The sequence below is a fragment of the Brevibacillus sp. 1238 genome (genome assembly GCF_029892995.1).
Classification (GTDB): Bacteria; Bacillota; Bacilli; order Brevibacillales; family Brevibacillaceae; genus Brevibacillus; species Brevibacillus parabrevis.
Genome location: NZ_JARXWC010000002.1, coordinates 696718 through 716284 on the forward strand (window position 1 = coordinate 696718; position 19567 = coordinate 716284).

The following is a 19567-nucleotide window of genomic DNA, read 5'->3' on the forward strand; positions in this document are numbered from 1 at the left end:
ATTCGCTTGAGCCACTGCACGACATTTTCGATGTCATTCCAGGACAAACGCACGCTTTTTCGAGCGTTGCGAACTTTGGGCTACCAGCCGGAGAACGTTGTCTGGACAGAATACAAAAACATGTTCAGTAAAGAATTGATGATTGGCGGAACCGTGCTCGGCAAGCTGCTGACCGGGTTCAAGGATGGGATTCACGTCTATTTCGAGGAGACAAAAGACGGGCTTATCCCTTACTTTGAATCGCATGATTTGTCGCCTGGCCTCCTTCGCCAGCGCTCCGCGTCGCTGCTCTCCGAAATCAGGGAGGGGTATTTGCAGGGAACCGTCGAAGCTCTGCGCGACTCGATTGTGGCTGCGGGAGGAACGGTGACGGTAAGCGAGGAAAAGAGCGGGCAAGTGATTTCCTATGTGCTGACGATCGGAACAGATGCGCGGAAGCTGCGGATTTCCATGAACGAGCAGGGAACGGTTGAAGAAGCGGTCGAAGGCGTGCTGGGACGTTCCTGTGCGGAGTTGACGGAAGGAATCGAGCAAAAGCTCTCCAGCCCAAGCCAGCTGGAACGAACATGGACACATGAGTACAACGCGACAGTGGAAGATCAGCAGATTCAAATTTTGAGGTTATATTAGCACAACAGGCAACCGCAAGATCGCCGCACTCCATGCCGGATGCGACGGTCTTTTTCTTTTTCAATCAACTTTTGCCCGGTTGAAAAAGGAGGCGGCATGCAAACCACCCCGGTTTTTCCGCCTGCAATCTTGCCTTGCGAAAAGCGCAATAACTCCTGTCAAAATGCGTTTTTTCGCTTCAAAATGAAGGGTATACTACATTTTCTAAGATGTATTGAAGTGAATTATTTCAAGATATATACTATTCTTGAAAATGGGTTCGCAAAGCAACCGCAAAGGAGTTTTCCGGCATGGATCAGCTCATAACGGAACGGATTCGCAAGCAGTATGGAAACTTGACAGCCAGCCAAAAAATCATCTCCAAAATCGCCCTCGAAAAGCCGAGCCTGCTCGCGATCCACACAGCCAAAAAAATCGCCGAGCTGACCAATACGAGCGAAGCGACGGTCATTCGTTTTTGCTACGCGCTAGGTTATTCCGGCTATACCGAGCTGCAGCAGGAGATCAAGAAATCGCTCTTGACCAGCGAGCAGACAAAAGGGCCGATCCAGAAGTACCGCGACACGGAGGCCGCACTGACGCGCAACAATTACGCCCACCAAGTCATGGAAACCGATATCGCCTACCTCCAGCAAGCTTTGCACCAGATCGACTACGAGTTGTTGCACCAGGCCGTGCAGAGCATCATTTCTGCCAACCGCATCGTTGTCGTCGGTTTTCGCTGGTGCCACATCCCGGCGAAGTGGCTGTTTTCTACCTTAAACGCGATCAAGGGCAACACCCATTTATACACAGGAGCGGTAGACAATGCCGACTATTTTTTGACCGAGCGGGATCAGGAGTGGCTTGTGATTGCGCTGTCCTTTCCTCGCCATCCGAGTGAAACAGTAGCGATGGTGAACTCGGCAAAAGCTTTGGGCGCGAAGGTGCTGGCGATTACCGAAGGCGAGCTGGCCCCGATCAGCCAGGCGGCGGATTTGTTGTTGAAAATCTCCACGCCGCAGCCCGTCGCCACCAGCGGCATGCCTACCTTGTTCTCTGTGCTGAATGCCCTTGTCAAAGGCGTCATGATCCACGACCCCGTCTCTGTGCAAAAAAGGCTCCAGCACTATGACGAAATCAGCTCGACGCTTTATTCGTTCGTGGGAGAGGGGGAGGACGACTTCACGATTTATTGAAACAGCCATTACGCGACTCATAAAGGAGGAACTTTTCATGTCTGTGCCTGTTTGGTTTGCAGCGACGGGAGACAGCTTCATCACCCGCGACCTGCCCTATCGAGACAATGCTTTTCGCGAGATTGCCAGCTTGCTTCAGCGCGCTGATGTGCGCATTGCCAATCTGGAGACGACCGTCCATGACAACGAAGGGTATCCGAGTGCGCAAAGCGGCGGAACCTGGGCCATGTCGCCGCCGTCATCGCTGCAAGTGATGAAAGACTACGGCTTCAACATGATCGGATGGGCGAACAATCACACCCTCGACTATTTGTACGGCGGGCTGGAAGCGACAGAGCGCCACTTGAACGAATACGGATTTGTCCATGCCGGAGCTGGCAAAAATCTGGCGGAGGCTTCTGCTCCCCGCTATCTCGAATGCGAGTCGGCCCGAGTCGCGCTGATCGCGGCGACATCGACCTTTCATCCGTGGTGGGCGGCGGGAGAGCAGCGTGCAGACAGCATCGGACGGCCGGGCGTCAACCCGATGCGCTATGTCATGACCCATCATCTGCCGCCAGAAAAGCTCGCCCAACTGCAAGAGCTGGCGGATTCGACAGACATTAACGCTTTCAGCAAAGTGTTGATCGAGGAAGGCTTCATGAATCATCCGGGCAAAGACGTGTTTTTGTTCGGTGCCTCCCGGTTTATGGCAGGGGAAGAGGCGGGAACATCGACACAGCCGCACCCACGCGATCTGGACAGGATGGTCAGACGAATCGGGGAGGCGAAGCGGCGCGCGGATTACGTCGTCGTAAGCATCCACGCGCACGAGATGAAAGGCTTGGACAAAGAAGTGCCTGCCGACTTTTTGCCGACTTTCGCCAAGGCGTGCATCGACGCCGGGGCACACGCGGTCGTCGGACACGGCCCGCATCTGTTGCGCGGCATTGAAATTTACAAAAACCGCCCGATTTTCTACAGCTTGGGAGACTTCGTGTTCCAAACCGAGCTTGTCACTTCGCAGCCAGCGGACTTTTACGAGCAATACGGACTGGATCATTCGCACAACGTCGCCGATGCGCTGGAAGCGATGAGCGCTGGCTATACGCGCGGACTGTGCGTGCACAAAGAAGTGTGGCAGTCCGTCATCCCGCTTTGGAAAATGGAGGGTGGCGAGCTAAGCGAGTTGGAGCTGCACCCGATTGAACTCGGCTTCGAGGAGCCTGTCTACCGGATGGGCTGGCCGAGGTTGAGTGCAGATCCCGAGATATTGCAAGGACTGAAAACGATGAGTGAAGCGTATGGAACCGTGATTGAGATCGAGGATGGAATCGGCCGCGTGAGGTTGAGAAAAGACTGAGTAATTGCCTTGCCCCCACCTATTGGAATGGAGTGATTCAGATGATGGCGAGAATCACCATGATCATGCTGTTCGTGCTGTACATGATTAACTACGCCGATAAAACGATTGCGGGTTATTCGGCTGTTCCTATTATGGCGGAATTTTCTTTGTCCCAGAAAGAATGGGGACTTGTCGGTAGCAGTTTCTTCTGGTTTTTCTCGATCGCTGGTATTTTGGGAGCGGCGTTGTCCGACCGGATCGGGACGAAAAAGATGCTCGCCATCATGGCCTTGTCCTGGACGGTTATCCAGTTTGGCGCCTACGCCATTGCCGGATTGCCGATGCTTGTAATCGCCAGGGTGTTGCTCGGAATTGGCGAAGGACCATTTTGGGCGACAGTCGTCAGCCACTTGAACAAATGGTTTCCCGAAGAAAAGCGCGGGCTTGTTTACTCCACGGTCAACTTCGGCGCTTTTGTAGGGGCAGTCGCTTCGGCACCGCTCATCGTTTCGCTCATTGACAGCAACGGATGGCGGTTTGCCTGGGCGTTTATGGGTGCGCTCAGCCTGATCTGGCTTTTGATCTGGCTGTGGGTCGGCAAAGACAGGCCGCAAGTCAGCATCGAGGCGGCGAAGACTGTGCAAGCACTGCCCAAGGCAAAATGGTCGGACTTATCCAAAGTTTTTCTGTCATCCACCTTTTTGTTCAGCTTTTTGATTTATTTCGCGCAAATGTGGGGCACAACCTTTGCCGCTGTGTGGGAACCTGTCTACCTGGTGCAAGTGATTCATCTGACGAGTCAACAAATGGCTTACGCGATTGCTGGCATGGGACTTTTGGCCGGATTGATGACGATCTTGATCTCCTGGACAGGCGATCGTCTGTACAAAAAACATCGGAGTTATCGCAAATCGTACGTGCTGGTGGGAGGAGCGTCCATCATCCTGGGCGGAATTTGCTTCTACGCCGTGACGCTGGTACAGTCTTTGCCGCTCGTGTTGATCGCGCTTTGCTTGGGAAAAGGGTTTGCCTTTTCCGTAGGGACGGCTGCCTCTGTCATCGTCAGCAGCATGTTGCCGGAGCGCACAGGTTTGCTGGTGGGCACGCTCTCCAGCCTCGTTACGCTCGCCGGAATCATTTCTCCGCTCGTCACAGGCTCGATTGTGCAAGCAGCGCCCAATGTGGGCATCGGTTTTGGCCAGGCGATGATCGTAAATGCCTTGTTGTTTGTCGGTTGCGGCGTGCTGTTCCTGCTCTTTGCCAAACGGGAAGAAAACAAGACAGCGACAGCAGCGCAAATCCCCACGATTTCCTAAAAGAAAAGCTTTATCATGCTCGTCTCAGGTGTTAAAATTTTCTGAAAAGGGGGTAGATGAGCGATGTATCATTTGAACGAAAATTTGCTGCAAAGCGCGCAAAATTTGCCAGACCATCCGGCCTACATATTTTTGGGGGAGACGACTACCTTCCAGGAGCTGAACCGCCGGGTCGATGAGCTGGCGCAAGGCTTGTCCAAGCTCGGGATTGGCAAGGGAGACGCTGTAGCGCTGATCATGGACAATCGACCCGATTTTGTAAGCGCTTACTACGCGATTTTGCGCGTGGGTGCGGCCGTTGTCCCGATGAACCCGATCTACACGCCGCGAGAAATCAGCTTCATTCTCGCCAACAGCCAGACAAAAGCGGTCATTGCCCTCGCTGCGCTCGAACCTGTCCTGACACCCCTGAAGGAACAACTGGAGCATTTGACACATCTCATCTACAACGAAGCGACAGGCGACGAGCTGACGTTGGCGCAGGTAGCACAAGCGGGAGACGGCAGCTTTGTGGAGCCGGAGCGAAACGAAGACGATTTGGCGGTCATTTTGTACACGTCCGGTACGACCGGGCAGCCAAAAGGGGCAATGCTGTCCCACCGCAACATGGCCTCCAACGCAGAGGCGATGGGAATTTTGTTCGAGCTGATCCCGGAAGATCGGGTAGTCGCGGTATTGCCGATGTTCCACGTCTTTTGCATGACGGTGTGCCTGAACGGTCCGATTCGCTACGGAGCGGCGATGATCATCATTCCGCGTTTCCACCCTGTCGAAGTGGTCAATACGATCCGCGAGCAACAGGCGACCTGCTTTGCCGGGGTGCCGACGATGTACAATTACATGCTGCAACTGCCGCATGCGACGAAGGAAGATTTCGCTTCGATCCGTCTCTGCTGCTCGGGTGGCGCATCGATGCCTGTCGAGCTGCTGCACAAATTCGAGGCCAAGTACGAAGTGAAGGTACTGGAAGGCTACGGGCTGTCCGAAGCGGCTCCGGCAACAGCCTTCAACCCGCTGCGCGGCACGAGAAAGCCCGGTTCGGTCGGGATAAACTTGCCGCATGTTTTGAACAAGGTCGTCGACCCGGAAGGCAACGAATTGCCGCGGGGCGAGGTAGGCGAGCTGGCTGTGCAAGGGCCGAATGTCATGCTCGGCTACCTGGGGCTGCCGGAAGATACGAAGGCCGCGCTCAAGGACGGCTGGCTGTACACAGGAGATATGGCGCGGATGGACGAGGAGGGGTATGTCTACATCGTCGACCGCAAAAAGGACATGATTCTCGTCGATGGCTACAACGTCTATCCGCGTGAAGTGGAGGAAGTGCTGTACCAGCACCCTGCCGTGATCGAGGCGGCGGTCATCGGAGTTCCCGACGAGGTGCACGGGGAAGCGGTCAAAGCTTTTGTCGCGCTAAAAGAAGTGGCGGTTTCGCAGGAAGACATCGTCGCCTTTTGCCAGGATAAGCTGGCGAAATACAAGGTGCCGCGCCAGGTGGAAATCGTGCCGGAGCTTCCGAAAAACACCACAGGCAAAATTTTGCGCCGTTCCTTGCGCAAGTAAAACGATACGAAAAAACCAGACCCACGTCGAAGTGAGTCTGGTTTTTCTTTGCGCGAAAAAGCTATTCGTAACGGAGATGGCAGGCGAGCTGGACCTTGAGCAAGTCTTCGGGACGGTGCAGGTCGATTTCCAGCAGTTCCTCCACTTTTTTCAGCCGCTGGTAGAGCGTGTTGACGTGGATGTGCAGCTCGCGGGCGGTTTGCTGCGGCGACTGGCTGCATTTGATATACGTCACAAGCGTGTGCTCCCACTCCTGATATTTTTGTGGCTCAGCCCAAAAGGGAGCAAACACGTCGGCGACAAAAGCGTCAATGTCAGCCTGGCTTTGGTTGAGCATCAGGCGATTGACGCCCAGGTCGGTGTAATGGATGACACCGCTGCGATTTCGTGCCGACAAGTAGTGCGCCGCTTTTCTCGCTTCCTCAAAGCTTTTGCCCAGATGCTCGACGCCTTCGATCATGCTGCCCACCCCAATCGACAAGGACGCTTCCTGGGCCCGCTCCCATTCCTCCACGGCTGTTTGCAGTTGCTCGCTCAATGCTTTTCGCTCCTCTGTTCCATTCATTTGCAGCAGGAGTGTGACGTGATTGTGAAAGCCGTAGGTCAGCACTTGCGCAGGGGCAAAATCGCGCTTCCAGCGGTTCACTAGCCGATGGATGTTGGCTTCGAGCAGAGCGAGATCGTGGCAGTGACTCAGATGAGCGTAGACCACGAGGTAGTGGGCGTGCGGCACCAGTCCGAGTGTGCGGGCGCGTTCCAACAGGTCGTTGCCTTTGCTGCCGATTACTTCCTGGAAAAGGTCGTGGGCACGTTTGTACAAGACAGAGCTGATCGACTGCTTTTTCACCAAATCGAGAGTGAGCACGGACCGCCCTTGCTCAATCGTCATTCTCGCCAGCTCCGACAAGCCTGTTTTGGCGGAAGGGATGATCAGGCAGCCGAGCAGCACGCTGCCGTTGATCAGCGGATACAGGTAACAGTATTCGCTGTCCGCACGCCCTGCGGAATACAAGTGGACAAAAAGCGGGTGGCGACGTCCAGCCAGCAAAGTGTGCAGCTCGTCGCGGTTGAAGTAGGGGAGCTGGGCAAAAGTTTCGTGGCCCTCTTCCAGCCAGTCTACGAACTGAATGGGCTTGGCGGTCATGCGCGACAGTGCCTTCACAATTGTGGCCGCGTCTTTGTTTTGCAGGGACATTTGCTTGATCGATTCGTGAATTTTGTTGCGCTTGATCAGATCATCATGCCGGGCTTGCAGTTGGGCGCTGAGCGTGGCCATGTTTTCATAAGCCTGCTTCGTCTCGGCGTACAGCTCGGCATTTTGCAGCGCGACAGAGGTTTGATCGGCGAAGCCTTGCAACAGGGCGAGGTCGTAGTCGGTAAACTCGTTGTCTTGGTGAAATTGGTGCAGGACGAGCACGCCAATTCGCTTTTCGGCAATCGAGATCGGCACACATAAAAGCCCGTTCAAATTTTGCAAGTCTTTCGCGTGGTTCAACGAGTGAAAATTGTCCGCGGAAATGTCTCTCATCGCTTGCGTCGTCTCGGGATGGGAGCGATACAGGCGGGGTTGTCCGTCCAAAAAGACTTTCCCGGCGATCGACTCGCCGATTTTCAGGCGAAAGTCTTTGAACAGCGTGTCGTGAAAGCCGACGGTCGCTTTCGGCACGAGGCGGTCGATGGCAGGATCGTACAAATGCAGCAGTCCGGCGTCAGCGGCAGGGATGACGGACAGGGCATTGCCGATGATGTCGCGAATGATCGCTTCGGTATCAAGCGTACCGGAAATCGAGCGGATGCCTGCCAAAAGTTTGCTCCATTCGGCGTTTTTGCTCGCAATCGCTTCTTCTGCGAGATGCAGTTTCAACCCGAGCCACAATAGCTCCCATTGATCTTCCGTCAACGTGGAGGCCGCTTCCGAGGGGGAGTCCAACCAGATGAGCGCTTGTCCTTCCTCAGCGAAAAAGAACCGCAGCAAATGTTTGTCCTCGATTTTTTCATATCGGTAGCGCTCTTGCTCATGAGCCGGGAGCGTGGCGGGAGCGGTCAGCAAGGTCCCGAAAGCGACGGCAGCTGACGGCGTCACTGTATAGGCCAGCCGAAATTGGCGGTCGCGCGGGAGGCGAACCCAGATCGACGCAGGCGCAATGGCAAGCCACGCACTCAACTTTTCGTTCAAGTAGGAAAGAGTATGCATGTGGACACCTTCCATGTAGAGAAATGTATATAAAATTCATTTTATTTGTGTGTGTGTCTACATTGTATAAACAATTTTGAATTTATACAATATGGTTATCGAAGACGGAAGGTGGGAGTCATACATGACGACAACGTACAAGAACTACATCAACGGTGAATGGGTGGATAGCCATACCGGACAAGTATTTCCTAGCACGAACCCTGCCAATACGAGCGAGGTGCTCGGCTATTTTCAAAAATCCGATGGACTGGATGCGCGGTCTGCCATCGAAGCGGCAGCACAAGCTTTTCCTGACTGGACCAAAAAATCGGCTCCGGTGCGCGGAGAGTTTCTGTTTACGCTCATTCGCCTGCTGGAAGAGCAGAGAGAAGAACTGGCTGCGATCATTACAAGCGAAGTAGGAAAAACATTGCGGGAAGCGCGGGGCGAGGTGCTCAAGACGATTGCCTCCATGAAGCAGTTGACAGGAGAAGCCACTCGTTTGACGGGGCAAACCGTCCCTTCGTTTGATGAGCGTGTGCTGGGCTACACGGTGCGCGAGCCGATTGGCGTCTTCGCGATTATCGCGCCGTGGAACTTCCCGCTCGGAATCGGCCTGTGGAAAATCGTTCCGGCTATTCTCGCGGGCAACACAGTCGTCTTCAAGCCTGCCAGCAACACCTCCTTGATCAGCGTCAAGCTGACGGAACTCCTGATTGAAAGCGGCGTGCCAAAAGGCGTTGTCAATCTGGTGACTGGTCCTGGCTCGGTAATCGGGGACGAGCTGTCCAATCATCCGCTGATCAAAGGGATTTCGTTTACGGGATCGTCGGAGGTCGGTTTGGCGTTAGGAAAAGCGGTCGGTGCCCGCGGCGGCAAAATTCAGGCGGAAATGGGCGGGAAAAACCCGGCAATCATTTTGGCGGATGCAGATATTGACCTTGCCATCGATTGCATCGTGACCAGCGGCTTTTTTGACAACGGACAGCGGTGCACGGGAACAAGCCGCGTCCTGGTCGTACCGGAAGTGGCGGAGGAAGTGAAGCGCAAGCTGGTGGAGCGCGCACGCAGCCTGAAAGTTGGCAATGGCTTCGATCCGGAAAGCCATAACGGCCCGGTCGTGGACGAGCATCAGCTCAACCTGTATTTGCATTATGTTCAAAAAGGCATCGAGGAAGGCGGCGTGCTGGAATGCGGCGGCCAGCGGCTGACAGACGGAGATTTGGCGAACGGTTACTTCGTCGCTCCAACCGTCTTTACCGGAATCACGCAGGAGATGACGATTGCCAAAGAAGAGATTTTCGCGCCCGTGATCGCGGTCATTGACGTCGACTCGTTCGATCACGCCATGGAAATCGCGAACCAGGTGGAGTTCGGCTTGTCTTCCACGATCTTTACCAACGATCTGCAAAAAGCGTTCCAGTTTGTAAAAGGAATCCAGTCAGGCGTGACGCACGTCAATATGCCGTCTACCCATTTTGAATCGCAATTTCCGTTTGGCGGCAAAAAAATCTCCGGCCTGGGGCCGAGAGAGCAGGGCGAATCCGCGCTCGATTTCTATGTCGAAACGAAGACGGTTTACATCCGGCCATAAGTTCTGGATAGATAGGGGGAAGAGAGATGGAAGCGACGATTGGAGTCATTGGCATCGGCGCAATGGGCAAAGGGATGATCGGCAGCCTGTTGCAAAAAGGCTATCAAGTGTACGCGTATGATCCAAGTCCGGCGGCAAAAGAGTGGGCTGCGGAAAAAGGGGCCGTTGTCGTAGACAGCGTGCAAGCGATAGGGAGCGTGGCAAAAGCTGTTTTCGCCTCGCTGCCTGGTCCCTCTGTCGTGGAGGAGGTCATGCTGGGACAGGCCGGACTTTTTGCCGAGCTTCGCCCAGGCAGCTTCGTCTTTGACACGAGCACGATCGATCCGGCGACGGCCAAACGGTTGAATCAGGCCGGGCTTGAGCGGGGCATTTCCTACTTTGATTGCCCGGTTAGCGGCGGGCCAGCAGGCTCGGCAGCAGGGACCTTGACGATCATGGTCGGGGGAGATGAAAGCAAGCTGCCTGAGATCATGCCGTACTTGCAAGGAATCGGCAAAGAAATTTTTTACCTCGGAGAGTCCGGTTCCGGTCAGGTAGCCAAGCTGTGTCACAACTCTGTCGTCGCTGTCATCACGGCCGCTCTTGGCGAAGCATTCAGTGTAGGGGCAAAAGCAGGAGTGGACCCGCACAAGCTTGCCGCCGTCATCGAGAAAGGCTCCGCCCACAATCGCGTGCTGTCTGTGTTTGGCCCGAATATTTTGTATGGCACGTACGAAAATGCGATCTTTTCGCTCGATCATATGCACAAAGACTTGCAACTGTACGCGGCTGCGGCTCGCGAGCAACACGTTCCCGTCCTCGTCGGCGGCACCGTGGCGCAAATGTATGAAGCAGCCAAGGCGCAAGGGAAAGGCAGCTGGGATTCTTCCGCTGTGTGCACGGTGACGGAAGAGCTGGCTGGTACGACGATCGCCAGATAAAGGTTTTGGCAAAAGCCGATGTTCCCGTTGGAGGGGCGTCGGCTTTTTTGCTGGAATGGCACCGGATGAAAGCAGTACGCCTATTCAGATAAGAAAATACCCCCGGGTGATCCCGAGGGGCGTTGAAGGCAAGTTAGTTAATCCGCAGCTCATCCCATGTCAAAGAAACAGGATAGGAGCCGTTTGGATAGTTGGGAGCTTTTTGCCACATGTAGAAGACTACGGTTCGATTTTGGTTGTCGATCCCAATGTCGAGCGTATACCGATAACCTGGAACTTCCCAGCGTTTGACTTCCTGATTGTTGGAATCAAAGGCGACGACAACCAGTACAAGGTCATTCGTCGAAGGTGTATACGACCAGTACGTATAATCACCGCATTTGATGATGACTGGAGATTGGCTAATCGAAAGTCCAGCAGGTTCCAAAATTTGAGCAGGTCTCATAATCACTTGATAGCTATTCCCGACTTATCCCCTTCTGTGGGTGAGGGTGTTCGTTCGAGCCTACACCGTGCGGGCGACTTTCATCGCACACGGCGTTCCATCAACAGTAAAAGAGAGAAAATGTACAACGGGCTATTCGATTGTACCAATTTTTATGTTTTTGAAGGCCTAACTAAAGTTATAGATTGACGGGATTTCCTCCTCTTTTTTGCATTTCTCCGATTGATATGGATATAGCCGACAAGCTCAATAAAAAAATGGGGGCAGACGTGAGAGATCATTGACATGCTGTTGTCAACATTGGACGTTTACAATTCGGTATAGACAAGGATTCGACGCCCTTATCAGTGGAGAAATCAGAGAAACCCCGGGAGGATCATATGAAGTACGCTTACGTTTACGTGCTGGATACGATGGCAGATTGGGAGCTTGGCTTGGTAATTGCCGAGTTGAACTCGGGTCAATATTTTAAAAACAGGGGGAGCCGTCTTCTTGTCAAAACGGTCGGGGCTTCCAAACGTCCGATCACGACAAAGGGCGGCATGACGGTTGTACCGGATGTGACGGTCGATGAGATCACGCTTAAAACCGCCGCGATCTTGCTCTTGCCGGGAGCAGACCGTTGGAATGATCCCGAGCATGCCCCGATCGTCGAGACAGCAAAACAACTGCTGGACGCAGGCGGCAATGTGGCAGCGATATGTGGAGCGACGGCCGCCCTTGCCAATGCCGGTTTATTGGATAAGCGTAAGCATACGAGCAACAGCTTGGATTATTTGACGATGTTTTGTCCGACATACAAAGGCGCTGCCTTTTATCAGGACGAGCAGATCGTCGTAGACGGCAATCTGATCACGACCAGCGCTGCTGGCAGTCTGCTATTGGCGCGGGAAGTGATTGCGCTGCTCGATCTGTTTAAAAAGGACACGTTGGAGGCGTGGTATCGCTACTTCCAGACTGGCGATGGCCGCTATTTTTATACGATGATGGAGACGATGCAGGAGCAGGAGGGATAGATTAAGCAAAAATGGAAGCAGCCATGAGCGTGGTTCCCTTTTTCGGGGGAAAAGTGCTGATTACAGGCGCTAACCCCCGCTTTTATGAAAAAAGTCGAGACGTTCTCTGCCTTGTATATGGGGCGCTTCTCAGAACAAAACCCGTCCCTCTTGTTCAAGCGGCGGGTTTTGTCGCGGATAGGCAATGCCCAAGTGTTCGCCTGTTCAATATTTCGTCTGGTAATAAAAGATGAAGCAGCACCAGCTGCCTAACTGCACCAGTATGATCATCGCGAGGACAAAAGCAAGCGAGACGCCCGGATTCAAAATGGCAACGGCAAACAGAACGTAGACGGCTGCCAGCGTGATGATCCACGAGGACGATTTTGCCTTCGTGCGGATCAGGTGGTGGCGTTCGTCCAATCCACGCCTTTTCCCGGCCAGTTTGTTGCCCCAATATAGACCGGATAAGCCGATGATCAGCCCGCCAAGCAAACCGAACAAACCGAAATAGGTATCGATCATATATTCTCATCTCCTTCAAAAATAAACAGCTCTTCAATGATGCAGCCGAATACTTGTGCCAGCTTATGCGCGAGGATCAAGGAAGCGTTGTATTTTCCATTTTCCAAAGAAATGATCGTTTGTCGTGAAACACCCACCTTTTCCGATAACGCATCTTGTGACCAGCCTTGCTCCAGACGTCTTTCACGAACGCGATTTTTCATCATACACCACCTGTAAAGCTAACTTTACGTAAAGTGTACTTTACAGGTGGTGGTGTGTCAAGTTAGCTTTACATGGAGTGGGAGCGGCTTTGCACCCAAACGTCAGCTTGCTTGACTGCTCGATGCTTTTTAGCAAAAAAATGACCTGCGCTATGAGCAAGGCAGGTCATTTCTTGCGCGTATGATCGATGTCAAGGCGATGATATACCCAATCATTGGCGAGACGCCGTATCCGATGATCGGTACAGGAAAATTGCCGAAAAGCGCTGTCAGGAAAAGCACAGCAAAATGCACGCCGAGCGCGATGGAAACGATTTTGGCATGCGCAGAATGCAGCAACAGAAAAGGGGCAATCAGTGCGAAAATGGAAAGGACTTCGACAAGCAGCCAAACCATTCCCATGTCAACAACCAGGTACAAAATTTTTTCGACATAGGGAACAGGCAATAAGCGATCGAGATTGATCCGCGATATAACTGCGAAAATAAAGAGCAGGCCCACAACGACAAAACGAAGGATGCTTCGATCTGCTCGACTCCATAAAAGAATAGCCATGGAGACAGTGAAGGCAGTAAGTTGCGAGGCATCTGGTTGCAAAAACAACAGCAAGGACGTTGCTGCCGTCAGCAGAAAGGAAAACCACCAGTTTTCGGCTTTCAATAGTCGCCATAATTGCATAATGAAAAAGGGGATGACGATGCTGGCCACATGAAAACGCAAAGGACCGAGCGCAATCCAGCGGTGCACATTGTCGATGCCGCTGTCCCAGAAGGTTAGCAGCAGGAAAAGAAAGAGCACTGCGATCGTGAGGATAATGTTCCGCGATCGATTTGCATGGGGGTGTCTGTTTCTGGCAAGGATGAGTGCGGATACGCTCCCGCCAATGATGAATACGACTATATTTTGCAGCCATATCGAGGGCGGGACTTCATGCACGCTCATCGCCAAAGCACCAACGAAGGTGGCGGGTAGTAAAACGAGCAATGGCAGGAAAAATAGCAATCTGAATTTCAGTAGGCTCTCTCCCTTTTGTCAATTCTGCGATGAAAATTTGAAAAGCGAATGTATGCTTACTTGTAGCACAATACCATCATCTGGATATCGCGCGGTAGAGGAATCGGGGGAAGAGAGAGAAGGCATACAGTAAAGTTTTTGTTTACATAATATTCATTATGTCAAAATGATTTTGCCAGGAAGAGACGCCGATTCAGACGCATATTACACATTTTTCCATATAGCGGGTAAATAATCGCAATCGCATGTCAAATCTCCCAAAAAGAAAGGGTGCTTTTTCAGCACCCGGGTGGCATTTCTATCGAAGCAGCGGCAAATATCCAGTTCCCTGGTAAGCGAGAGCACTGCCGCAAATCGACATGATCATCACAGCGGTAAAAATCATCGCAACAACCTTTTTCACAAAGATCACCTCCTTTTGACAGGAATAGAAGAGTGAAACAAGCACTCTACTAAAAAGTCGTAAAAGAGAGGGAAAAAGTCACCAATTTATGTAAAAAAATTATGTTAATTCCATTTATTTTTTCAAAGAGGCATATAAGCCCAATGAACCAATGCCTGAAATCAGCGCTTTTCTGCGAGTTTTTTGGCTGCTTTCCCGATCACTTGTGCAATGGGTACAGGTCCAACAGAGCGGCTGTCATAGCTGTTCAAGCGATTATCTCCCATCACAAAGGCGGCATCGTTTGGAATCGTGATCGGGCCAAAATCATCTGTAAACGGGATGTTGTCTTCGTGGACAGTCTTTTTGCCCGATGACAAATACGGCTCATCAACCAGCAGGAAAAGCGATAAGAAAAGAGTGATGCTTTTCATGAGAGCCACCTTATGTTTTTCCTCCATCATACTTATAGATGAGATGCCCCAAAAGTACCTTACCCCAGGTTTTGGGCAAGAACGGCGATGGACAGAATCATGCTGATTACGCAACTTTGCTCCGGATAGGAAGTCTAATAGAGGAAAGAGGAGGGAAATCATGGAAGCAGTGAGCTTGAACCAAGTGGAACTCATCTCGGCAATCGGTGACGTTTCTTTTCCGATCGTTATTACCCTAATCGCGATCCCGATTATCGTGAGCAAATTGCGGAACAGATAAATGGCACCTGACGGGGTGCTTTTTCTTTTGCAAGGAGAGGGGGATTCTCTTGATCATAGGAAGAAGAGGCGCGCGTTTTTCTAGCGATCGATATAGCCATGATTCCACAGCGAGAGGACAACATCCATCTGATTGTTGTGGCTTTTCGGAATGTGAAGCGCTTTCCACAACTGGGTTGGTTTTGGTGAAAGAGAAGGGTTTTTCTTTAGCCATTCAACTGCTTGAAGGGCGTAAGCTTTGTTGTCCACTGAGGTTGTGTAACTTCCAGGCTCAATGCCACGAACGAATCCCTCTTCACAAAGTCCGAAAAATGCACTTTTCGGGCAACCCTTTTTCTGACTAGCTGTACCTGCTCCAAACATATGGATAGACGCTCTCTCCCAAGCTTCCAGTGGACTACTGGCTTCTTGGGATTCAACCAGCTTCATGGTCATAAGTGCTGTATCTCCGTATTTTCCCATCATAAAAAACCTCCCGTCTTTACTAACAGCTAGGATGAGCTGCTTCATTACGGACATTGTAAGCAAGAAACGAACCACGATCAATCCTTCTCGCAGAATAATAGATATGAGCTTTCCTCCCCCCATCCATTGACAAAAAAGCCGCGACCTGCCTAGCATAAAGAATCCGAGAAAAAAGGAGACTCCCGCACCATGCAAGACATAGACACAAGCACGCTCGCCCGTTTGTGCCAGGAAAAAGCGGTCTTGGCGCTGTTTGTTTACACACCGATGTGCGGCACTTGCAAGCTGGCGGAGCGGATGCTTTCCGTCATCAGCGCAGCGCGGCCCGAGCTTCCGTTGTACCAGCTCAATATTAATCTGGCTCCGGCATTGGCGGAGCAGTTGCAAATTACCAGCGTTCCCGCATTGTTTGTGTTTCGTGGCGGGTCGGTCGAAAGCAGGCATTATGCCTTGCACTCTGTCGGCTATTTGTACGATGTGCTGAAAACACTCGTCTAGACAAACACCTATCCCCTTCGCCTTGAATAAAAGAAAGAGAGACATTTTGCGAAGGGGGAGGCTCATGCAAATCCATGTAGTGGAAGAAGGACAGACACTGACCGGGATTGCCTCGACGTACGGGACGACTGCCGAGGCGATTGCGAAAGCAAATGAGCTGCCCGATCCAGGCAAGCTTGTCGTGGGACAGGCGATGGTGATTCCGATTGTTGGCAGTTACTACTGGGTCAGGCAGGGAGACACCTTGTACACGATCGGGCAGCGTTATCAGATCAGTGCCGCCGAGCTGGCCCGCGTTAACGGGATATCGCAATACCGCCCGCTGCAAATCGGGCAACGCCTGTACATTCCACCCCGCCCGCGCCGAGCGGCCGATTTCAATGCGTATGTGGAGCCGCGCCAGACAGTGCCGCCAGCCTTGGAAGCCGATGTGCGCACCGCGGCACCGCATTTGACCTATTTGGCGCCGTTCAGCTTTCGGATCAAACGGGATGGCACGCTGGCCCGTCCGACGTTGAACGATTTCCCGGCTATTGCCAAAGAAAACCAGGTCGTCTTGATGCTCGTCGTCACGAACCTGGAGGGCGGGCAGTTCAGCACGGAACTGGGCAGTCTTGTTTTGAATAACCAGGAGCTGCAAAACAAGCTGCTGGACAACATTTTTGCCACCGCGCGCGAGCTGGGTATGGGAGACATCCACTTTGACATGGAGGCGCTTCCGGCCCAGGATCGGGAGGCGTACATCCGGTTTTTGCGCCGCGCACGCGATCGCGCACATGCTCAGGGGATGATGGTTTCCGTCGCTTTGGCGCCAAAGACGAGTGCAGAGCAGCAGGGCAGATGGTATAGTGCGCACGACTATCGGGCGATTGGGGAAATTGCCGATTTCGTCGTGATCATGACGTACGAATGGGGCTACAGCGGCGGACCGCCGATGGCCGTGTCTCCGATTGGCCCGGTGCGGCGGGTTCTCCAGTACGCCATAACGGAAATGCCGGCGGAGAAGATTTTAATGGGACAAAATTTGTACGGCTACGACTGGACGCTGCCTTTCCAGCAAGGGACGACGGCAAAAGCGTTAAGTCCGCAGGCTGCCATCGCGCTGGCGGCGCAGCAAAACGCCGTCATTCGCTACGACTACCGCGCGCAAGCCCCGTTTTTCACTTATATGGATGAAGAAGGCAGGCAGCATGAGGTTTGGTTCGAGGATGCCCGATCTATCCAGGCCAAATTTGATCTCGTCAAACAACTGGGGCTGCGCGGAGTCAGCTACTGGAAGCTTGGCTTGCCGTTTCCGCAGAACTGGCTCCTGATCGAAAGCAACTTCCGTGTCCGCAAGCGGGCGTAGGTGAAAGCGGCTGTCCCAAAAGCGCAGACTAGCTAACGTCAAACAAACAATCGAAACCGTGGATGTATCCACGTTTTTGAAAGACAAAAAGGGCGTCTCTCAGTCGGAAATCGGCTTTTGGGACAGCCCCTTTTTATTGACAAAACGAGATGCAGGGCAGCCGGGGGCAGATGCGCTCAGACGCAGCGGCACAGGACATGCGCCAGCTGGCACTTGTGGCGGCGCGGATACGTTTTCGAAAGGGGATGATCGTGGTATGATGGGAGTAAATACCGGAAAAGGAGAGAAACCATGGGAGAATGCAAACTGGATCACAGCAAAGAGGATGTGCAGAAAAAGCTCGCCGAGCAAGCCCCCTATTTGTCGGAACAGCGGGTCGGACAATTTCAGAGCATGCTTGCAGGCGAGCTTGACCAGGAGCGTTTGAACGAGCTGTTTCACCTGTTGAAAAAATACGACTTGGCAAGCCCCGAGGAACGGCTCGTCCGCGAACAGCAGATGGATCGGCTGTTTGGCTAAAGGAAAAGGTGGCCGTTACACGATCGGCTTGCGGCCCATGAAGCCATCGTGCAAGCCGTGGTAGTGCGTGATCGATTCCTCGCCTTCGCGCCAGCACAGCAGCACTTCCTCTCCGTCGATCATCGCTGGAAAGTCAAACAGACCGATATCGATGTCTTTGACCTGGATTCCTTTGGAGATTAATTGGGTGACGTGCATTTTCGCTTCCAATTCGAGAAACTCAAGCTGGCATTCCAGGGAAAAGATCGCCCCTTCATCGAGGGGCTGCTGTTTTTTGAGCTGCTCGCGTTTTTGATACAGTTCATAGAAAGAGCGCTTCGATTTTTGCAAAAAAGATAGCTCTTCGCGTACATATGGCAACAATTCGTTTGCTTCTGCAAGCGTAAACATTTTTTTGTTCAAGGATAACCCCTCCTCGATCTGTATGGTACCAGTATACTAAGAACCCCTGGCGGGAGAAAACGGCCGGAATGCGAAAAAAGCAGTTGTCTTTTCCTTCCGGCGGCAAGGAGCAAACATGGAAGACAGACTTTATTACCAGGATGCGTATACGAGAACGTTTGCGGCACACGTACAAAAGCGCGGTCAGGAAGCAGATGGCACGCCATATGTCGTGTTGAGCCAGACGGCTTTTTACCCGACGGGAGGCGGACAGCCCTCCGATCTCGGCAGCTTGAACGAATGCCGGGTCGTGGATGTGGAGGAAGTAGACGGCGAAGTGCGCCATCGGCTGGAAGTGCCCCTTCCGGAAGAGTGCACGGAAGTAACGGGACAAATCGACTGGGATCGCCGCTTTGATCACATGCAGCAGCATGCCGGGCAGCACATTTTGTCCGCTGCGTTTCTGGAAGTCGCCCAGGCGGAGACGGTTGCGTTTCACTTGGGAAAAGAGCGCGTGACCATCGACGTGCGACTGGATGAGCTGACGGCTGATGTATGGGAAGCTGTCGAGCAGCGAGCCAATCAGGTTGTGCTGGAAAATCATCCGATCATCGCCCGTTTTGTGGACGACGAGGAGCTTGCCAGCTTGCCGTTGAAAAAGCAGCCGACCGTGACAGAAAACGTCCGGGTCGTCATCATCCCCGAATACGACTACAATCCATGCGGGGGAACCCATCCAGCGCGCACGGGTGAGGTGGGCGCCATCAAAATTCTCGGCTGGGAGCGCCATCGCGGGAACATCCGCCTGGAATTTATTTGCGGTTTGCGCGCTTTGCGGGATTACACGCGCAAGCAGGCGACTGTCCGCGAACTGGCCAAGCTGCTCGTCACGAGCGAGGCCGAGCTGATCGTCCAGGCGGAGCGTGTTTTGTCCGAGCGCGATTCGCTAAAAGCCAAGCTCGCCGAAGTGGAAAAACAATTGCTTGAGGTCGAGGTGCGAAAACAGCTCGCCACGGCTGAGCGGGAGGGTGGCGCGCGCGTGATCGCCCGTGTGTTCCCGGACAAATCAATCCAGCAATTGCAGCAGTTTGCCCAGTTGATGGTCGCGGAAGCTCCAGATGCCGTCTGCCTGCTCGCGGCTGCAACAGACGACAAAACCCAGCTTGTGTTTGCACGCGGGCAAGAAGTCAATGTCGCCGTGAATCAGCTGATCAAAGACACCTTGCCATTGATTGCCGGAAAAGGCGGCGGCAACCCGGCGATGGCCCAAGGCGGCGGACAGTCCGAGCCGCATGCTGACGAAGTAATTGCCCACGCGCGCAAGCTGCTTGCCCAGCTGCTGGCTTAATACGACGCGCAACCATAACGACAATGCAAGGAG

At 53.1% G+C, this 19567-nt stretch carries 20 protein-coding genes; 12 read left to right on the top strand and 8 right to left on the bottom strand.

Annotated features, from left to right (window positions below; genetic code table 11):
* Nucleotides 1–6 precede the first annotated feature (6 nt).
* From M2298_RS07245 to M2298_RS07265, 5 genes are all read left to right on the top strand, one after another.
* The gene (locus M2298_RS07245; RefSeq protein WP_280648380.1) at nt 7–630 is read left to right on the top strand and encodes a DUF2997 domain-containing protein; all 624 of its coding nucleotides are present in this window, start codon (nt 7–9) and stop codon (nt 628–630) included.
* Nucleotides 631–920: 290 nt separating this feature from the next.
* Complete coding sequence (locus tag M2298_RS07250) at nt 921–1808, top strand: MurR/RpiR family transcriptional regulator (protein ID WP_063231037.1); 888 nt, start codon at nt 921–923, stop codon at nt 1806–1808.
* A 37-nt stretch (nt 1809–1845) separates the two neighbouring features.
* Complete coding sequence (locus M2298_RS07255; RefSeq protein WP_122963311.1) at nt 1846–3150, top strand: CapA family protein; 1305 nt, start codon at nt 1846–1848, stop codon at nt 3148–3150.
* A 41-nt stretch (nt 3151–3191) separates the two neighbouring features.
* Nucleotides 3192–4448, top strand: coding sequence for an MFS transporter (locus M2298_RS07260; RefSeq protein WP_274875298.1), 1257 nt, complete (start codon nt 3192–3194; stop codon nt 4446–4448).
* Nucleotides 4449–4511: 63 nt separating this feature from the next.
* A complete protein-coding gene (locus M2298_RS07265; RefSeq protein ID WP_280648381.1) occupies nt 4512–6008 on the top strand; it encodes a long-chain-fatty-acid--CoA ligase in 1497 nt (498 codons plus the stop codon).
* Nucleotides 6009–6069: 61 nt separating this feature from the next.
* Here M2298_RS07265 and M2298_RS07270 read toward each other — a convergent pair whose 3' ends face one another.
* Nucleotides 6070–8202 (bottom strand): helix-turn-helix domain-containing protein, encoded by a 2133-nt coding sequence (locus M2298_RS07270; RefSeq protein ID WP_280648382.1) that lies wholly within the window; start codon nt 8200–8202, stop codon nt 6070–6072.
* 124 nt (nt 8203–8326) lie between these two features.
* On the opposite strand from M2298_RS07270, the gene M2298_RS07275 reads away from it, so the two are divergent.
* Both M2298_RS07275 and M2298_RS07280 read left to right on the top strand, forming a co-directional pair.
* Nucleotides 8327–9778, top strand: a complete 1452-nt coding sequence (locus M2298_RS07275) for an aldehyde dehydrogenase family protein (RefSeq protein WP_242771498.1) — start codon at nt 8327–8329, stop codon at nt 9776–9778.
* Between the two features lie 26 nt (nt 9779–9804).
* The gene (locus M2298_RS07280; RefSeq protein ID WP_242771496.1) at nt 9805–10698 is read left to right on the top strand and encodes an NAD(P)-dependent oxidoreductase; all 894 of its coding nucleotides are present in this window, start codon (nt 9805–9807) and stop codon (nt 10696–10698) included.
* Between the two features lie 133 nt (nt 10699–10831).
* Here the strand turns inward: M2298_RS07280 and M2298_RS07285 are convergent, their stop codons facing one another.
* Nucleotides 10832–11149 (bottom strand): hypothetical protein, encoded by a 318-nt coding sequence (locus tag M2298_RS07285; protein WP_141254150.1) that lies wholly within the window; start codon nt 11147–11149, stop codon nt 10832–10834.
* 374 nt (nt 11150–11523) lie between these two features.
* On the opposite strand from M2298_RS07285, the gene M2298_RS07290 reads away from it, so the two are divergent.
* Entirely contained in the window at nt 11524–12159 is a 636-nt protein-coding gene (locus M2298_RS07290; protein ID WP_274875300.1) for a type 1 glutamine amidotransferase family protein, read from the top strand.
* A 204-nt stretch (nt 12160–12363) separates the two neighbouring features.
* On the opposite strand, the gene M2298_RS07295 is transcribed toward M2298_RS07290, so the two are convergent.
* The 5 genes from M2298_RS07295 to M2298_RS07315 form a co-directional block, all read right to left on the bottom strand.
* A complete protein-coding gene (locus M2298_RS07295; RefSeq protein ID WP_122963303.1) occupies nt 12364–12663 on the bottom strand; it encodes a hypothetical protein in 300 nt (99 codons plus the stop codon).
* Nucleotides 12660–12866: a helix-turn-helix transcriptional regulator gene (locus M2298_RS07300; protein WP_122963302.1), complete on the bottom strand. Its 207-nt coding sequence runs from the start codon at nt 12864–12866 to the stop codon at nt 12660–12662. The genes M2298_RS07295 and M2298_RS07300 overlap by 4 nt, the downstream gene beginning before the upstream one ends.
* A gap of 150 nt (nt 12867–13016) precedes the next feature.
* Nucleotides 13017–13808 carry a hypothetical protein gene (locus M2298_RS07305; protein ID WP_280648383.1) on the bottom strand — a complete coding sequence of 264 codons (792 nt, stop codon included), beginning with the start codon at nt 13806–13808 and terminating at the stop codon, nt 13017–13019.
* Between the two features lie 636 nt (nt 13809–14444).
* Nucleotides 14445–14696, bottom strand: coding sequence for a signal peptidase I (lepB, locus tag M2298_RS07310; RefSeq protein WP_229049911.1), 252 nt, complete (start codon nt 14694–14696; stop codon nt 14445–14447).
* Nucleotides 14697–15056: 360 nt separating this feature from the next.
* Entirely contained in the window at nt 15057–15440 is a 384-nt protein-coding gene (locus tag M2298_RS07315) for a DUF6979 family protein (RefSeq protein ID WP_208715194.1), read from the bottom strand.
* A gap of 189 nt (nt 15441–15629) precedes the next feature.
* Here M2298_RS07315 and M2298_RS07320 point away from each other — a divergent pair, with 189 nt between their 5' ends.
* From M2298_RS07320 to M2298_RS07330, 3 genes are all read left to right on the top strand, one after another.
* On the top strand, nt 15630–15938 hold the full coding sequence (locus M2298_RS07320; protein ID WP_280648384.1) for a thioredoxin family protein: 309 nt from the start codon (nt 15630–15632) through the stop codon (nt 15936–15938).
* 64 nt (nt 15939–16002) lie between these two features.
* Nucleotides 16003–17286 carry a glycoside hydrolase family 18 protein gene (locus M2298_RS07325; RefSeq protein ID WP_122963299.1) on the top strand — a complete coding sequence of 428 codons (1284 nt, stop codon included), beginning with the start codon at nt 16003–16005 and terminating at the stop codon, nt 17284–17286.
* A 291-nt stretch (nt 17287–17577) separates the two neighbouring features.
* The gene (locus tag M2298_RS07330; protein WP_063231025.1) at nt 17578–17805 is read left to right on the top strand and encodes a hypothetical protein; all 228 of its coding nucleotides are present in this window, start codon (nt 17578–17580) and stop codon (nt 17803–17805) included.
* Between the two features lie 15 nt (nt 17806–17820).
* Here M2298_RS07330 and M2298_RS07335 read toward each other — a convergent pair whose 3' ends face one another.
* The gene (locus tag M2298_RS07335) at nt 17821–18207 is read right to left on the bottom strand and encodes a DUF2203 domain-containing protein (protein ID WP_063231024.1); all 387 of its coding nucleotides are present in this window, start codon (nt 18205–18207) and stop codon (nt 17821–17823) included.
* Nucleotides 18208–18322: 115 nt separating this feature from the next.
* Between M2298_RS07335 and M2298_RS07340 the strand changes: the two genes are divergently transcribed.
* A complete protein-coding gene (locus M2298_RS07340) occupies nt 18323–19534 on the top strand; it encodes an alanyl-tRNA editing protein (protein ID WP_122963298.1) in 1212 nt (403 codons plus the stop codon).
* Nucleotides 19535–19567 lie beyond the last annotated feature (33 nt).

Coding starts and splice junctions, on each gene's coding strand:
- M2298_RS07275 (WP_242771498.1), top strand. CDS start 8,327: ATGACGACAACGTACAAGAACTACATCAACGGTGAATGGGTGGATAGC.
- M2298_RS07250 (WP_063231037.1), top strand. CDS start 921: ATGGATCAGCTCATAACGGAACGGATTCGCAAGCAGTATGGAAACTTG.
- M2298_RS07270 (WP_280648382.1), bottom strand. CDS start 8,202: ATGCATACTCTTTCCTACTTGAACGAAAAGTTGAGTGCGTGGCTTGCC.
- M2298_RS07330 (WP_063231025.1), top strand. CDS start 17,578: ATGGGAGAATGCAAACTGGATCACAGCAAAGAGGATGTGCAGAAAAAG.
- lepB (WP_229049911.1), bottom strand. CDS start 14,696: ATGAAAAGCATCACTCTTTTCTTATCGCTTTTCCTGCTGGTTGATGAG.
- M2298_RS07260 (WP_274875298.1), top strand. CDS start 3,192: ATGATGGCGAGAATCACCATGATCATGCTGTTCGTGCTGTACATGATT.
- M2298_RS07300 (WP_122963302.1), bottom strand. CDS start 12,866: ATGAAAAATCGCGTTCGTGAAAGACGTCTGGAGCAAGGCTGGTCACAA.
- M2298_RS07305 (WP_280648383.1), bottom strand. CDS start 13,808: ATGAGCGTGCATGAAGTCCCGCCCTCGATATGGCTGCAAAATATAGTC.
- M2298_RS07340 (WP_122963298.1), top strand. CDS start 18,323: ATGGAAGACAGACTTTATTACCAGGATGCGTATACGAGAACGTTTGCG.
- M2298_RS07255 (WP_122963311.1), top strand. CDS start 1,846: ATGTCTGTGCCTGTTTGGTTTGCAGCGACGGGAGACAGCTTCATCACC.
- M2298_RS07265 (WP_280648381.1), top strand. CDS start 4,512: ATGTATCATTTGAACGAAAATTTGCTGCAAAGCGCGCAAAATTTGCCA.
- M2298_RS07280 (WP_242771496.1), top strand. CDS start 9,805: ATGGAAGCGACGATTGGAGTCATTGGCATCGGCGCAATGGGCAAAGGG.
- M2298_RS07315 (WP_208715194.1), bottom strand. CDS start 15,440: ATGATGGGAAAATACGGAGATACAGCACTTATGACCATGAAGCTGGTT.
- M2298_RS07295 (WP_122963303.1), bottom strand. CDS start 12,663: ATGATCGATACCTATTTCGGTTTGTTCGGTTTGCTTGGCGGGCTGATC.
- M2298_RS07290 (WP_274875300.1), top strand. CDS start 11,524: ATGAAGTACGCTTACGTTTACGTGCTGGATACGATGGCAGATTGGGAG.
- M2298_RS07325 (WP_122963299.1), top strand. CDS start 16,003: ATGCAAATCCATGTAGTGGAAGAAGGACAGACACTGACCGGGATTGCC.
- M2298_RS07320 (WP_280648384.1), top strand. CDS start 15,630: ATGCAAGACATAGACACAAGCACGCTCGCCCGTTTGTGCCAGGAAAAA.